The 13,171-nt window shown below is 57.4% G+C and carries 9 protein-coding genes and 5 pseudogenes; 7 read left to right on the forward strand and 7 right to left on the reverse strand.

Annotation, left to right across the window (positions count from 1 at the left end):
- Window positions 1-154: 154 nt before the first annotated feature.
- Window positions 155-1,238: pseudogene (istA, locus tag GD429_RS38260) on the forward strand (IS21 family transposase); the annotation flags it as partial.
- Here the strand turns inward: istA and GD429_RS38265 are convergent.
- Both GD429_RS38265 and GD429_RS38270 read right to left on the reverse strand, forming a co-directional pair.
- Window positions 1,190-1,545 (reverse strand): annotated as a pseudogene (locus GD429_RS38265) (SpoVR family protein); the annotation flags it as partial. The pseudogenes istA and GD429_RS38265 sit on opposite strands and share 49 nt — an antisense overlap.
- Before the next feature lie 17 nt (window positions 1,546-1,562).
- Window positions 1,563-1,849: pseudogene (locus GD429_RS38270) on the reverse strand (integrase core domain-containing protein); the annotation flags it as partial.
- A gap of 47 nt (window positions 1,850-1,896) precedes the next feature.
- Here GD429_RS38270 and GD429_RS38275 point away from each other — a divergent pair.
- Window positions 1,897-3,294: an IS30 family transposase gene (locus GD429_RS38275; RefSeq protein WP_152865168.1), complete on the forward strand. Its 1,398-nt coding sequence runs from the start codon at window positions 1,897-1,899 to the stop codon at window positions 3,292-3,294.
- A 7-nt stretch (window positions 3,295-3,301) separates the two neighbouring features.
- Here the strand turns inward: GD429_RS38275 and GD429_RS38280 are convergent.
- Together GD429_RS38280 and GD429_RS38285 are read right to left on the reverse strand one after the other, a co-directional pair.
- Window positions 3,302-4,179 (reverse strand): annotated as a pseudogene (locus GD429_RS38280) (IS3 family transposase); the annotation flags it as partial.
- A complete protein-coding gene (locus tag GD429_RS38285) occupies window positions 4,103-4,519 on the reverse strand; it encodes a hypothetical protein (protein WP_227792145.1) in 417 nt (138 codons plus the stop codon). The gene GD429_RS38285 and the pseudogene GD429_RS38280, both read right to left, overlap by 77 nt.
- Before the next feature lie 115 nt (window positions 4,520-4,634).
- Here GD429_RS38285 and GD429_RS38290 point away from each other — a divergent pair.
- Both GD429_RS38290 and GD429_RS38295 read left to right on the forward strand, forming a co-directional pair.
- Window positions 4,635-4,850, forward strand: a pseudogene (locus GD429_RS38290) (IS4 family transposase); the annotation flags it as partial.
- A gap of 80 nt (window positions 4,851-4,930) precedes the next feature.
- Entirely contained in the window at window positions 4,931-5,110 is a 180-nt protein-coding gene (locus GD429_RS38295; RefSeq protein ID WP_152865169.1) for a hypothetical protein, read from the forward strand.
- A gap of 142 nt (window positions 5,111-5,252) precedes the next feature.
- Here the strand turns inward: GD429_RS38295 and GD429_RS38300 are convergent, their stop codons facing one another.
- A complete protein-coding gene (locus GD429_RS38300; protein ID WP_152865170.1) occupies window positions 5,253-6,776 on the reverse strand; it encodes a hypothetical protein in 1,524 nt (507 codons plus the stop codon).
- A 297-nt stretch (window positions 6,777-7,073) separates the two neighbouring features.
- Here GD429_RS38300 and GD429_RS38305 point away from each other — a divergent pair, with 297 nt between their 5' ends.
- On the forward strand, window positions 7,074-7,880 hold the full coding sequence (locus GD429_RS38305) for an IS5 family transposase (RefSeq protein WP_152865171.1): 807 nt from the start codon (window positions 7,074-7,076) through the stop codon (window positions 7,878-7,880).
- Between the two features lie 97 nt (window positions 7,881-7,977).
- Window positions 7,978-8,971 (forward strand): IS5 family transposase gene (locus GD429_RS38310; protein WP_152865172.1). Its coding sequence is split into 2 segments (ribosomal slippage): window positions 7,978-8,196 and window positions 8,198-8,971, totalling 993 coding nucleotides; the frame shifts between segments, so codons are not numbered across the junction.
- A gap of 249 nt (window positions 8,972-9,220) precedes the next feature.
- Here the strand turns inward: GD429_RS38310 and GD429_RS38315 are convergent.
- On the reverse strand, window positions 9,221-9,598 hold the full coding sequence (locus tag GD429_RS38315; protein ID WP_152865173.1) for a hypothetical protein: 378 nt from the start codon (window positions 9,596-9,598) through the stop codon (window positions 9,221-9,223).
- 73 nt (window positions 9,599-9,671) lie between these two features.
- Entirely contained in the window at window positions 9,672-10,136 is a 465-nt protein-coding gene (locus tag GD429_RS38320) for a CesT family type III secretion system chaperone (protein ID WP_193727325.1), read from the reverse strand.
- Window positions 10,137-10,592: 456 nt separating this feature from the next.
- On the opposite strand from GD429_RS38320, the gene GD429_RS38325 reads away from it, so the two are divergent.
- Window positions 10,593-13,171 (forward strand): hypothetical protein (locus tag GD429_RS38325; RefSeq protein ID WP_152865175.1); only part of this gene is annotated, 2,579 nt, incomplete at its 3' end.

Raw genomic sequence — 13,171 nt, forward strand, 5'->3', positions numbered from 1 at the left:
ACGTTGGCTGCCGCGTAGGGATGACGCTTGTCAGGGCGAGTGTTGATGTCCACGCAGAACTGACCCACCTAAGGCAGTAATTTTCATCGAATTTTGACCCACGTGATTGAATGCCCTGCTCAATCTTTGAGCAGGGGATACAGAGGTGATCACGGTGGGCATATTGGCCAAGATCAGGCGGATGTATTTCCGCGAGAAGGTCCCGCTGCGCGAGATTGCCAGGAGCACGGGCCTGTCCCGGAACACGGTGCGCAGCTGGCTTCGGCAAACGGATGCCGTTGAGCCGAAGTACCCGAAGCGCGTCAGCCCGAGCGTCGTCGACGAGTGGGCCGTGCAGCTGACGGGCTGGCTGCGTGCGGATAGTCATCGCCCGAAGCGTGACCGGCGCACGGCCCAGTCCATGTTCGAGGCCATCCGCGGCGAGGGCTACGCCGGCAGCTACGGCCGCGTCAGCGCCTTCGTGAGACGCTGGCACGAGGAGCAGGCTGAAGCTCCGCGCAGGAAGGCCTATGTACCGCTGGCCTTCGAACCCGGCGAAGCATTCCAGTTTGACTGGAGCTGCGAATACGCCTTCATCGGCGGGTTGCGGCGACGCCTGGAGGTCGCTCACGTCAAGCTCAATGCCAGCCGGGCGTTCTGGCTGGTCGCCTATCCGACCCAGAGTCACGAGATGCTGTTCGATGCGCACGCCCGCGCATTCGCCGCGTTTGGCGGCGTTCCGCGCCGCGGCATCTACGACAACATGAAGACCGCCGTGGACAAGGTCGGCCGAGGCAAGGAGCGCGCGGTCAACGCCCGCTTCGAGGCAATGTGCGGCCATTACCTGTTCGAGCCGGAATTCTGCAACCGTGCCGCCGGCTGGGAGAAGGGCATCGTTGAGAAGAACGTGCAGGACCGGCGCCGCCAGATCTGGCACGAGGCTGCGCTACGACGCTGGGAAACGCTGGAGATTCTGAACGAATGGCCGCGGGCCAGTGTCGTCCGGTCTGGCAGATGCGGCACCCGCAGTGGCCCGAGCTGACGGTCGAGGACGTGCTGCAGGACGAGCGCACCAGGCTGATGCCCAATCCACGCCCGTTCGACGGCTATGTCGAGCAGACGCTGCAGGTGTCGTCGACCAGCCTCATCCACTTCGCAACCGCTACAGCGTGCCCACCGAGTACACGAACCAGCTGGTGAGCGCGCGCTGCTATCCAGCATATCTGAGCGTCGTCGCCGACGCCCAGGAGATCGCACGCCAGTCGGACTGCCAGAGCCGCGCCATGTGCTTGCGCACCTCCTCGCTGCCGCTCGACAGATGGCCGTTGTCGGTCATGAAGTGCGCAGCGTGAGGTAGTGGTCGCCGCGTCTGTTGACGGCCCACACCTTGCTGTTCGGCTCGCGGTGATGGATGTCGTACTGCCACGACACCGCCTGGCGCATGTATCGGTGACCGGATTCGTGGATCGCCCACTCCTCGAGCAAATCGCGCATGTCGTCGTCGTGCACCCGGCCCAGGTTCAGCGATAGATGCTGCGCGATGAAGCTCTCGTCCGTGAAAGTGCGACCGCGTAGTGTAGTGGTCAACTAATCCCGGACACTGCGTTAAGTTTTTCTTCCGCAACCGCCGGCGCCAGTCCGTCATTGAACTGATGCGGCCGTATCCAGTTGTACCGGTGCATCAGGTAGTGGCTGATGTCCCGGTGTGCCTCCTGCGCCGACATGTAGCCCACTGACGGTAGCCATTCGGTCTTGAAGCTGCGGAACAGCCTCTCCATCGGGGAGTATCCCAACAATTTCCTCGACGGCTCATGCTCTGCTGTATCCGATAGCGCCAGAGGCGCTGACGGAATTTCCGGCTTGCATATTGGGTGGATTCAACCGGTCGTCGCAACACCTTAATCCAGGAGGTGTTTCATGGGTCGTCCATCGAAGTGGATACAACAGTTGACGGGGCGAGGAGCGATGCGCTCGCCAGGTGCACCATCGCTTCGGCATGAGGTTGAGCGCCAGTTTTGGGAGCAGGTCGCGATCGGAATCACAAGCGAGAAGGCTGCTGCGGCCGTTGGCGTATCCCAGGCGGCAGGCACACGCTGGTTTCGCGAGCGTGGCGGTATGCCGTTGTTCATGGCAAATCCGATATCCGGGAGGTACTTGTCGTTTGCCGAGCGTGAAGAGATAGGATTACTCTCAGCCGAAGGAGTCGGAGTGCGTGAGATCGCTCGCCGTATTGGCCGCAGCGCGTCAACGGTCTCACGAGAGCTCACGCGTAATGCTGCAACTCGTAGCGGCCGCCTCGATTATCGGGCATCAGTCGCCCAGTGGAAGGCGGAGCTGTTTGCCAGGCGACCGAAACCGGCAAAGCTTGCGACAAATCCGAGGCTGCACCGCTATGTGCAAGAGCGCTTGGAGGGCCAGGTTCATGACGCTAAAGGACGCAAGGTTGCGGGGCCTCGTCAAGTGGCATTCATTGGGCGGAATAAGCCAGAACGCAGTGATCGCAAATGGGTCAATGGCTGGTCACCAGAACAGATTGCCAATCGATTAAAAGTCGACTTCCCAGATGACGAAACCATGCGCATTTCTCACGAAGCCATCTATCAGGCGCTTTACATTCAAGGGCGTGGTGCGCTCAAGCGCGAACTGGTGACCTATCTGCGTACCGGACGAGCACTGAGAGTGCCAAGGGCCAGGGCGCAAGCCAAGGCGTGGGCGCATGTCAGCGAAGACGTGATGATCTCCGAACGTCCGGCGGAAGCTCAGGATCGTGCTGTACCGGGACATTGGGAAGGCGATCTGATCATCGGCTTGAACCGGTCTGCGATCGGAACGCTGGTCGAGCGATCAAGCCGATTCACCATGCTCATCCATCTGCCTCGCGAGGAAGGCTACGGGCTGATTCCCAGGACGAAAAATGGTCCCGCGCTGGCCGGCTACGGGGCTGTCACAATGGCCAACGCGCTCAAGAAAACCGTGACGAGCATGCCTGCCCAGTTGTGGCGATCATTGACCTGGGATCGGGGAAAGGAACTGTCCGATCATGCTCGCTTCACAATTGAGTCTGGTGTGAAGGTCTTCTTCGCCGACCCGAACAGCCCATGGCAACGTGGCACGAACGAAAACACGAACGGCCTTCTACGACAATACTTCCCAAAGGGCACGGATCTGTCCCGGTGGAGCGCTCGAGAGATTCAAGCCGTTGCCAATACGTTGAACACCAGGCCCCGGAAAACACTCGGCTGGAAGACGCCTGCTGAAGCGCTGGACGAGTATCTCAGGTCTGTTCAACAATCTGGTGTTGCGACGACCGGTTGAATTCACCTTGGCCGCCTTGATCCGAGTGAAACAGTAATCCTTGCGGTCGACCACGTTGCTCATAGGCCATCTCCAACGCCTGCACGACCAGATCGGCATCAGGGCGTGTCGAGAACGCCCAGCCAACAACCCGACGCGTGAACAGGTCGAGTACTACGGCCAGATAATGCCAACGGCCCTGCGCCCAGACATACGTGATGTCACCACACCACACCTGATTCGGCGTACCAACCTCGAATTCGCGATTGAGATGATTCGGGATATCGATCCGCTCGACCGTGGCCTGCTTGTAGGCATGGCGGCCCGGCTGCTTGCAGATCAACCCGAGTTCTTCCATCAAGCGGCTGACCTTGAAGCGGCCAATCGCCGTACCTTCCTCGCGCATCATGCCCATGATGCTGCGACTGCCAGCAGAGCTTCGACTCTCGATGAACAGCTCGTGTACCCGGCTACGCAGTGCCATGCGCTCGGCATCAACGCGTCGGGCTCGCCCTCGGTGTGCATACAGGCAGGACCGCGACACGTCGAATACCGCGCAGATCAGCTCGACCGATTCGCTTGCGCCAATCTGATCAATTACTTCGTACGTTCGATGCCTTCCGACATCAAGAGCGCGGTAGCCTTTTTTAAAATGGCCTTCTCACGCTCGAGGCGTTCGATACGCGCCTCGAGTTCCTGAATACGCTGTTGATCCGGCGTGATTGCCTTGCCCTGCGGCGTGACGCCCTGGCGTTCCATCTGAAGTTGCTGCACCCAGCGGCGCAGCACCGTCTCGCCGACGCCGACCGAGCGGCTTGCTTCCATATGGCTATAGCCCTGGTCGAGCACCAGACAGGCGGCTTGCTGTTTGAACTCCGGGGAAAACGTACGTCGTTGCTTGCTCATCAGACACCTCTTCATGGCGACCATTCTCGCCTAAATCAGTGTCCGGATTCATTAGACCACTACAGCCGCCCGCCTTGATCTCCTGGAACAGCATCCAGGCGGTGCGCCGTTCTTTCTTCGGCCGTCGTGCGTCGACGCTGAGCGCCTGCACCAGTACGTCGTGAAACGGCGCCAGCCGGGTCGTCAATGGCGCGCGCCGTTGATACTTCGGTTCTTCCTGAACATCCATGTTCAGGTATTTGCTAATCGTGTTGCGCGACAGGCTTGTGAGACGCGATATCTCGCGTACCGACTTGTTCTGGCGATGGAACATCCGCCGCACCTTGCCAATCATGGTCATCGGGATCATCCCCAAACACCCTGCCTGAAAAAATAGCAGGATAGGTTGATTGCCCGGCTCAGTTTTCAGTCGGCGCGACCCTACAACTGGCTCAATTTCCGGTCGGCGTAAACATCCTGATGAAATTCGTGGCGTCCATCTGCTGGCAAAAAAGAAGATGCCGACCACGACGCCCACCGTGAACGAGGTCGTACGGCTTATTGCTCAAATCGGCGGGTTCCTCGCTCGAAAGAGCGATGGCGAGCCCGGCGCCAAAACCGTCTGGCGCGGCCTTGACAAAGTTCTCACTGCCGCTGACACGTTACGTGCGCTCCGCGAAGGGCTCGACTGACTTATGTATAACGCTATGACCTGTGCCTTGGCGCCCGGCGAAATGTCTCGTTCGGCGATACTGATTTTTTTGGCCTGGATGTGACCCGACCCATCCAGATCACGCTGACGCTGGGCGCGCTGCCGGATTCACTGAAAGACCTGGATACCTACGGCCAGTACCTGCAGGCTTTCAATTCTGACGCGGGGTTGGAGCCTCCGGTTTGCCAGGAAAACCTCTATGATCTTCCATCTGGGCACTCTGATGCCGTCGGCCCGTGAGGCTCCGCCTTCCTGCCGGCTCCCACCGATCACGGGTGGGAAGCGTTCATATCATTTACTGATTTTTCGTCTGGACATGCCGCCAAGATATGATCTTCATGGCTTCATGTCCATGTTGTGTTAGCCACTCCAATTAAAAAAATTAACCATCCGCAGCTTTCCTGAGCGGATGTTTTTCACTATACTTTCCCCAACCCTCATGAGAAAAAACAGTATCATGCGATACAATCTTCCCGCCCAAAGAGAATATTACGTTTTCCTTAATACTCTCGTCCTCACGATTTCGGTAGAGCCACCTCAATTCATGGGCAGTAATGGCCTCACCGTAATGAAAATCCTTATCAACAATTTGCGGCAAAACATTCAAAAGATTATCAACACAGAAAATTACCTTCCCCCCCCTTACTTTAGTTTGAAATTCGAGGCCCGCCTTACTCGTCTTCGCCAATAGTTCTTTTTCGGAAAGTCTCCAAAAATTTAAATTCGTAACATCGTACCTTTCATGCCTCTGGAGAAAATTCTTAAACTCAATACCTCGCTCCGCATCATTTAGAGATGATTTTATTTCATCATCCGACCTATACTGCCGAGACATCATTTTACCATGATCCCAAACAGCATCGGTTAGGATATTTTGACTCAAAATATCCTTCTCCATCGCCCCATTCCAAATTCTGGCAATTGAAACCACTGCCGCCCTGCTCGGAGACAAACCAAACACAAGGTCGCCAGGATTAAATTTTAGCGACGCCTCGGAGTGTATATTGCCAAACAAAACATCTCCCCTCCCATACAGCTCTCTCGGCAATTCAACATTATAAGTAGAAACTGTCATGCCCAATGGAAATTCATTTTCCGATATATCCCACACCACTTTATCTTGAAAAATAACCGACAAGTGTGACAAGCTGCCAGGCAAAGTAGACGGCAGAATCAAATCCTTGCACCGCGAAATCTTAAGTTTTTCCAAACCATCTGGCAATGAACCAATTGTCGACATCCCTTTACATCCGGATAACTCAAGGCTTGCCAATTCTTCAGGTAGCTCCGGCACCGAAGACAAATCAATCTCTAGCTCCTTCACTCCCCGTGGAAATTCAATTACCTCTTTTACATTTCTCACGATCATTCTCTCTATGCCTGGCGGAAGATTTGAAATTTTCAAATTTTCGCAATCCGAAATTATTAAATCCCTTACTCCTTCAGGTGGCAACGAAAGCTCACATAGACTGTTCATCTCGTATACATTGATGTACTCTACACCATCAGGAATTGGAGGGAGTAGCGAGTAGTTAGAATTGCACCTACCGATATTTAGGCGTTTTAGCCCATCGGGGAAATTGATCACCTCTTTTACATTGCTCGCGATCATTTTCTTTGTGCTTCGAGGAAGATTTGAAATTTTCAGCCCCGGGCAATCCTCAACGTGTATTTCCTCCACTCCTGCTGGCATCGACGGAAGCTCACGTAGATTTCGTATATTACTTATTTTTACCTCCTTCACGCCATCAGGGATTGGAGGGAGTGATGATAAATTATAATGGCTCAAATTAATAAAACCGGTCTTACTAGCGCGCATCATTTGATCTTTCACCCAGGCACGGTCCGGCTCGTCTGGAGCCTCATGAACCCATTGGCTAAGAGAATTTTCACGAGGGGAATTCATTCCCTTATTTTCAAATAAACCTGCCTTAAAAATGTTTAGCATAATTAAATACCATTATCGTTAATTATTCATCGGAACGACTCACCCCAACATTCAAATATGTCAGGCGATATCTCACCAGCGTCCTATAGTCCGCGACCAAGAAAATTAAAGATGCATAAGCACACCCCTATATTTTGCCTTATGAATTTAATAGTCAAAGCAAAACCCCGCCACCAAGTCAAAACTCCGACCGACACGGTTAGGCTAACCTAGAGCGTGTTATGCACTTTTCGACAACCTGACAGTCGTAGGGAGATGGAAAAACGCAGAGCGTACCCGACGGATGTCTCGGACGATGAATGGAGCTTTGTGGCGCCGTATCTGACCTTGATGAAGGAAGACGCGCCACAGAGGGAATATGAGTTGCGCGAACTGTATAGCGCGCTGCGCTGGCTTGCCCGCGCGGGAGCGGCCTGGCGGATGCTGCCGACCAACTTTCCACCATGGGAGGCGGTGTATCAGCAAACGCAGCGCTGGTTGAAGGCCGGCTGCTTCGAGGCGATGGTCAACGATCTGCGCTCGGTGCTGCGAGTGGCGCAGGGACGTCAGGGGCAGCCCAGCGCGGTGATTCTCGACGGGCGGACATTGCAGTCGACGTGCGAAAGCGGTCCGCGCGCAGGCTACGACGGCTATAAACGCAAGAAGGGAAGCAAAGTGCATATGGCCGTTGATACGTTGGGTCATCTGCTGGCGGTGCACATCACGTCGGCCAACGAGCAGGAGCGCGCCCAGGTTCAGGCGCTGGCGCAAGAAGTTCAGCACGTGACGGGACAGACGGTGAAACTGGCCTTCGCCGATCAAGGTTGCACGGGCGAGGCGTCCGCTCAAGCCGCTCGCGACGAAGGCATCGAGTTGCAGGTCATCAAGCTGCCAGAAGCGAAAAAGGGATTTGTGCTGCTGCCGCGACGCTGGGTCGTCGAGCGCAGTTTCGGTTGGGCTAACCGCTTCCGCAGGCTCGCCCGCGACTATGAGCGATTGCCTGAGACCTTGGCCGGCCTGCATTTCGTCGTCTTCGCCATGCTCATGCTCGTTCATGCCGTGCCGATCCTTCAAAGTGCATAACACCCTCTAGGGAAACACTGATTAATCTGGCTCGGTGGTCATCGCTGACGCAGCCGAGGACGTTGTAGAAGATAGTTCACGGAACGAGCCCACGACGATGAAACGGCAAATCAGTTTTGCGGAAGCGGAAAGCGCAGGCAAGAAGCGCGTGACCCGGCGTCAGCGTTTCCTGGACGAGATGGAGAAGCTCGTGCCGTGGTCGCGATTGCTGACGGCAATCGAGCCGTACTACCCGAAAGGAACTCGCGGCCGCCCGCCGATCGGTCTGGAGCGGATGCGTCGAATCTACTTCCTGCAGCAGTGGTACAGCCTGTCCGGACGAAGGGCTGGAGGATGCGTTGTACGACAGCATCGCGATGCGGGCCTTCGCCGGGATTGATCTGGCCGTGGAGAACGTGCCGGATACGACCACGCTGCTGAAGTTCCGGCGCCTGCTTCTCGAACATGACCTGACGCGCAAGCTGTTCGACGAGATTGGCATCTCGCTGTGCGAACGCGGGCTGATGATGAAGAAAGGCACGCTGGTCGATGCGACGATCATCGAAGCGCCGCCGTCGACCAAGAACGCCGAGAAGCGTCGCGATCCGGACATGCATCAAACGAAGAAAGGCAACGAGTGGCACTTTGGCATGAAGGCGCATATCGGCGTGGATGCCGATTCGGGGCTGGTTCACAGCGTGGTCGGCACGTCCGCCAACGTGTCGGATGTTTCGCAAGCGCACGCGCTGTTGCACGGTCACGAGCAAGAAGCGTTCGGCGACGCGGGCTACATCGGCGTAGACAAGCGCGATGAAATGAAGAGCAAGTCGGTGAAGTGGCGCGTGGCGGCCAAGCGAGGAAAAATCAAGGCGATCCAGGACGGTGCGCTGAAGGATCTGGTGATCGCGCTCGAGCGAACCAAGGCGCAAATCCGCGCGCGGGTCGAGCATCCGTTTCATGTCGTCAAGAACCTGTTCCGTCATCGCAAGGTGCGCTACAAGGGACTGGCGAAGAACACGGCGCAACTGTTCAGCCTGTTCGCTTTGGCGAACTTGGTGATCGTGCGAAACCGGTTGCGGTCGGTTCATGGGAGTAGTCCGTCACGTGTATGAAAAATGCAGGAAATGAGGTGCTTCCCCGGGGGAAAACTTCCCCGAATTGGCTGCGCTTCACTTCGGCATCTGGAATTTGCGCGTCAGCACCGCCGACAAGCTCGCGCGTTGGCCTATTAATCAGCGTTTCCCTAGTCGGTGTGTTCACGAAAGTCGTGTGATCGCCGTATCCGACAATCGTAGTACGGGCGCCGCAGTTGGTGATCGGGAAGGCGCATGCTGTTTTTTTGCGGCGACGCCGGCAGCGGATCAGGGCGCCAGCCGATATCGATTCTGGTGATCGATGGCGCCTGATGCAAGCATGCCGCAGGTATTGAGAACCGTGCCCGCGAGGTTGCCCTCGCTCGCCCATTGCAAGGCTGATTTTGCGAACGCATGGGAGTTGCTTGACTCACCACGCTCGACGCTTGCGGCGTCATGTGCATACGAGCGCGCCTTCCAGTGCGGAATTGCGTCGTCGCCCCAAGTGCCCAAATTTTGGTTCGTGGCATAGACGGCCTTGCCGAACGGTTGGGAATGTCCGGCAGTGGCTTCATGCAGGTATTGCCGCGTGCCGGACAGAGGAGCGGCCTGCGCAGGGTTTGGCCTGATGGAATGGACTAAGGTCGCGAGAGCTTGAATGGTCATGATTTTCTCATTGCAGTGAGTGGGGTGCTGCGATACGTCGACCGTGACATATCGCAGCCTCGCCAGCACGGCTTCAACGTACTGGACCGACTTCCGGCCGGCAGGCCGGTATGCGCGAATGTGGGAATGTCATGCGCGTCGTCTTGTTGGCGGACTCGTGCGCGAGCGCGATGTCTTTCTGGACGGATTCAACCGTCAGCACTAAATCCTCGAACCATTGCAACAGAGGCGTCCGATCGAGTGCGTTCGTATCGAGCCGCCGCCAGATCACCACGCCACCGGTTTCGGCGATCGCAAGCAGGCAAGGATAAACATCCTCGGTGAGCAGATTGCGCTGCATGAGCGCCGGGATCAATTCCGGCGCGATCGGGTCGAGCACCGCGCAGAGCACCAGAAAGTCGCTCGGGTATTCGATGATTCTGATCGCGTGGCGACCATCGACGCGAATCGTAAGATCGATGTCACGCAAGTCTGTCGGCATGGTCAGGCCGATGTCTTGATGGAAGCGGGCAAGATAGGGATGCAGTATCGAATTCATGACATGATCCTCAGTCGATCGAATCCGGATGGTCCGACGTATGCGTTCAAGCGACGAGAACAACCAGGTTGGTGAAGATTTGAACACGCATGTCGCGCAGGCGCATTCATAAATCGCTCGCCCCGTGTCGAGATTCCTCGCGCCGCGGCGAGCGCCAATCCTGTTGGCGGTGAGAGATGACATGAATCGGTGATGCGTGCAGTCTCGCTGGAGAAGCGGGTGAGCGATTCATTGAAGGCGATGCCGGATCGTTTGTTTAGCATAACGGCAATTTTCCTGGTCCGTGATTTCCGATGTTCGCGCCGTATCGTTGTGATCATTCGGAATGATGTATCGCACAGGCCATTTTGATCCTCGCGCCCAATTCGGTTACTTTGTCCCATGTATCCCAACCCCATGAATACAAATGTATTACTTCAACGCTCGTCGTCATTCGAGGCTACGAGTCGTCTGAGCTTGCTCAATCCGACGAACCGCGGATCAGGGGCGGATGTATCGACAGTTGGCTGGCCCGACCTCGATCGCGTATTCGAGGCGCGGGATAAGGCGAGTGCCCTCGCCCTGTGGAGAATGTTCGAGTCAGCCGGCACGCGCGACCTGGCATCTCCGGCGATCTGGGTGCAACTCGCCGATCTGTCGCGCACGGGAGACGCTCCGTTGCTTGTGGACGGCCGGCCTGCTTTCGACGTGATATTCGATGCCGACGCTGACGAACTGGTCTGTACCTTCGAGGGCAAGGAAGCGGGCCGGGTCGCTCTTGGCACGCTGTCGGAGCTGGGCGAGGCGGCAGTCGAACTGCTCAACCATCTGCACACGTTATCCGACCCGGTCGGTATATTTCTTGCCGTGCATCGTGCGCTGGAGGTAGGGCCGTCCGACGAGGCCGAACGCCTCAAGGAATCGGTCGACCAAGCGGGGAATATCGTCCTGATGCTCGACGACGTCGTAAAGCTGACATGGCCAGGGAGTCCCGACGACATTATGCGTCTTGCAGCGCCGGCTGATCGCGCGATGGCGGGTGCAGTGCCTGCTCACTCGGACGCTGCTGCTGGTGACGAGCTCGACGCTGGCTGGACAGCGATTGCGACGCGAATGTCCAAACTGGCCGCGGCGGGAACGGATTCATCATCGAGACCGCCGCCAGACGAGGCCTGGCTTCGCGAACTCGATCGGGCATGCGACGCCGTTCGTCCTGCTTGCGGAGCGTCTTCGGAGTTGCTGCTGGCGAGCGCGCTCGCGAAGCTGATTGTCGACCGCAGGCCGTTTCCGGAATCGTTGGAAACGACGCTGGAACTGCTGGACGCTCGTCGCCCTGAAAGGCGTGACACGAGCGCACGCGACGACTTGGGGCGTGCCGATAATGGCTTGATCGAGCAGCTTCAATATTCTCTCGGAGAGCGATACGACGAATTTCGTCAGCGATATGTTGATCTGCTGATGCGTCGCGACGCGCTCGTGTCCGAGCGCGATGCCGCGATCCGTGGCATCGCACTTCTGAAGCAGGGCGGGGAAATTGTGATCAAACAATTGACAGCATTGCTTACAGACGACGCGGGTAAGGTGGATGTGCGCGCGCGGCGCGCCGATCAATTGGTGATGCTGCTCCAGCATTTCTACGAGACGATTGAGCGCGATGGCGGGGTGCCGTACAGCGACGAGGAAATCCGAAACGATAGTGCAATCGGCAGCACGCTCGACGACGCGCATCGGCGCTTGCTCGATGAGCTCGCCAGCTTGGCCGCGCGTGATGCCGCTTGTTTCCAGGGGGCGGGGCAGACGGATGTGGTGGATGGTCACCTGTCGCTGCTGGCGGGCGGAGTCCTCGTCGCGGTACAGGAAGGTGTGCCGCAGATCGACGCCGACGATTTTTTGCCGGATCGACTGATTCTGGCGGACGGGGCGGAGGTTGCCTATGATGCCCTCGATATCTCGCAGCGGCAGGCGCTGCGGCCTCTCGCAAGTGAGTGCCTGATCGCCAAGCAGTTGCTGCTCGAAGACGCGCCGGATATCGGGACGGCAGGGCGGCGCAACCATCTGCTCGGGCGCTTCCGTGAGAATCCTCGGGCGTTTCGTGCGGAACTGGAGCGGCAGTTCCGTGGGCTCGACCGGTATGTCCGTGCGCTCCAGACCGTACTCGATAACCTGCCCCCATCCGCGGATGCGATTCGAGGGCCGGTGAAGGAGGAACTCGAATGGACGCGTATCGAACATCAGTTGATCAATGAATGGCTTGCCGCGAACAACGAGTCGGCGTCAGGCGCGGGCCTGCGCGCTGCCATCGAGGAAACGCACGCCCGCGCCGAACCGTTGGAGGTGCTGCGAAAACGGCGGGAAGGCGAGATAGCATCGTGTCTGGCTGAGGTCAATCAGCAGATGTATCAACTACACACCGATATCCTGAACGCGAATATCAAGCGTACTCAAGTACTAACTGCTTCGCGCAGCAAGTTGCAACAGGATTGCACGAACCTCGTGGCAGACCTTCGCGCACTATTCGCGGTTGATGAGTCGACCCCCCTCGACACGCTGCTGCGTCGCTTTCCCCAGGCCACCGATACCACGATCGCAGTCAAACATCGCGAAGCTGTCGAGAGGCTCGAGTCGGTCGAGCACGAATTGCATCGCCTCGACGCTGAGTTTCGTTTGAGTCTGCTGACGCTGCAGAAGGAGACGCAGGGGGCAAGGGAGGCCGACCGGGGCGGATTTCCGGAGGACACCAACTGGTCCCACTGGTTCGCGGCCAAAATTGGCGGCCCTGTCGCCCGGATGGCAGGGGTTGAGCGCGCATCGCCGCAAAGCCTGATCCTCGAGCGTCATCTCGCGTTGTCCGGTGGCAACCTGCGCGATGCCTATGTGGCCCTCTTCCAACTTCTCCATCAGGCGATTCGTGATCCGTCGGCGGTGGGCAAGGTGTTGCAGGAGCTTGGCATGACGCCCAGCCAATTGACGACCTGGTCCGCCGCGTATCCCGAACTGCTTGTCGAACTGTCATCGAACCTCAATCACGCTTACTGCGCATTGGCTAGGGTCGAAGG

This window comes from Burkholderia sp. BE17, from assembly GCF_009362305.1.
Taxonomy (GTDB): Bacteria; Pseudomonadota; Gammaproteobacteria; order Burkholderiales; family Burkholderiaceae; genus Burkholderia; species Burkholderia pyrrocinia_C.

Excerpts from the sequence above, each read along its gene's own strand:
- GD429_RS38275 (WP_152865168.1), top strand. The coding sequence starts at position 1,897 with ATGGGTCGTCCATCGAAGTGGATACAACAGTTGACGGGGCGAGGAGCG.
- GD429_RS38285 (WP_227792145.1), bottom strand. The coding sequence starts at position 4,519 with ATGACCATGATTGGCAAGGTGCGGCGGATGTTCCATCGCCAGAACAAG.
- GD429_RS38300 (WP_152865170.1), bottom strand. The coding sequence starts at position 6,776 with ATGAATTCCCCTCGTGAAAATTCTCTTAGCCAATGGGTTCATGAGGCT.
- GD429_RS38305 (WP_152865171.1), top strand. The coding sequence starts at position 7,074 with ATGGAAAAACGCAGAGCGTACCCGACGGATGTCTCGGACGATGAATGG.
- GD429_RS38315 (WP_152865173.1), bottom strand. The coding sequence starts at position 9,598 with ATGACCATTCAAGCTCTCGCGACCTTAGTCCATTCCATCAGGCCAAAC.
- GD429_RS38320 (WP_193727325.1), bottom strand. The coding sequence starts at position 10,136 with ATGAATTCGATACTGCATCCCTATCTTGCCCGCTTCCATCAAGACATC.